This window comes from Streptomyces sp. NPDC029014, from assembly GCF_055564695.1.
Map to the genome: position 1 here is coordinate 1 of NZ_JBVHVT010000228.1, position 1,412 is coordinate 1,412.

The 1,412-nt window shown below is 54.2% G+C and carries 1 protein-coding gene; it reads right to left on the reverse strand.

Translation table 11 applies throughout. The annotated features are described in order from the left end of the window. On the reverse strand, nt 1-649 hold a 649-nt coding region (locus ACZ4VL_RS40725; protein WP_468211081.1), incomplete at its 3' end, for a hypothetical protein. Between the last annotated feature and the right edge of the window lie 763 nt (nt 650-1,412).

The following is a 1,412-nucleotide window of genomic DNA, read 5'->3' on the forward strand; positions in this document are numbered from 1 at the left end:
GGTTCGCGTCTTTGACGTTGAACCCGGTGGTGCAGTTCTGCGAAACGCCTGGTATTACCGGATGGCCGTTGACGTGGCTGCCACCAAGAAGGGCGGTTGGGGTAATTCGACCTTGGACTTTTATAAGATTTATGAAATTGGTACTTCTGATTAGTTTGGCCAGGGCTGATGATGCCGCCTGTGGATCGTCCGTTAGAAGATTTACTTCCGACTTTCTGATGTCTATGCCGGTCTCGAAGTTGATCTTCCGTGCGCTTAGCTGCGCGGCAATCTCATCTTGAACCGCGAGCAAAAGCTCGAGAGACCGTGGCGCTTGCTCGGCGACGTAGATGGGGTCATTGGTGAATCGTGATAGCTGAGTTTCCGCATTCCCCGTGAACCGAACAACCACCCTGAACCTTGGTGAGTGCTGGATATAGAGCCCCGCGAAGGTATCGGGACTCTTTGACTCGATAACGCGTTCAAGCGTGCCTGCTTCAAGGGTGCGTGCCTGTCTTGCCTCTGCCTCCCGAGCGTCTACGCCATATGTCCTAGCATATGTGATGGTTTGGGCTGAAAGCCCTTCTTGGCCGTCTGCAGCCATGGCGGTTGGCGGCAGCGACGTGAGGAATGTGACGACTAGGACTCTATGCACAATTGATCGAATCATGATCCTTGTCCTTGAGTGGTGCCGGTTTTCAGGTCGAAGTTTGTCCCTTGACTTCTACTGCATTAGATGTTCATTGATTCCGCTGCATTCTGGTTCCTTCCATAAACCACAGTCGGCCGGTCATTGGCTCCAAACGGTTGGTTGCTCGGTGCTCGTTCGTATCCTTTCTGGAGTCAGATCGATAGCAGACGGACATTCTCAGTCGGGTTCGGAAACGTCAATAGGAGCATTTCCGGTAGTAATGTGGGCATTTACCTACGTGGCCATTGGGGCCATTGCAGGATGCTGTGTCCAGATAGCACAGCCAGATGTCACGTCCCGGAAGCGGGGCCTGTCCTTCGTCGATCGCGAAATAGCGAGCGCCTGACGTGACATTTTAGTGATGGCAGAGCGTGTCCACCCTTCGAGGGGAGGCCGCCGTCGATTGTCATGAGGGGATTTCAAGCAGCAGATGAGGGAACGCTATCGTGGGAAGCGCGTGCGTCTGCTTCTAGACGGAAGTGGAGGTTAAGTACGGCAGTGGGCCAAGGCGATTGCTGGTCGATGGAGATGCCCACTATCGAACGCGGATATAGTTCGAAAGCCTGCTCTATTGCTCTTCCGTCAGCCAAAGTAGGTACGTTCTCTTCATCAATTGATGATCTCCCCACTCCCCGAAGCAACAAACGCCCTCAACTGCCGAACGAACTCCGCGTCATACAGCTCCCACTCCACAATCTCCCCAACCACCCGCAACGGCTGCGCACTCCGATACGACCGCGTC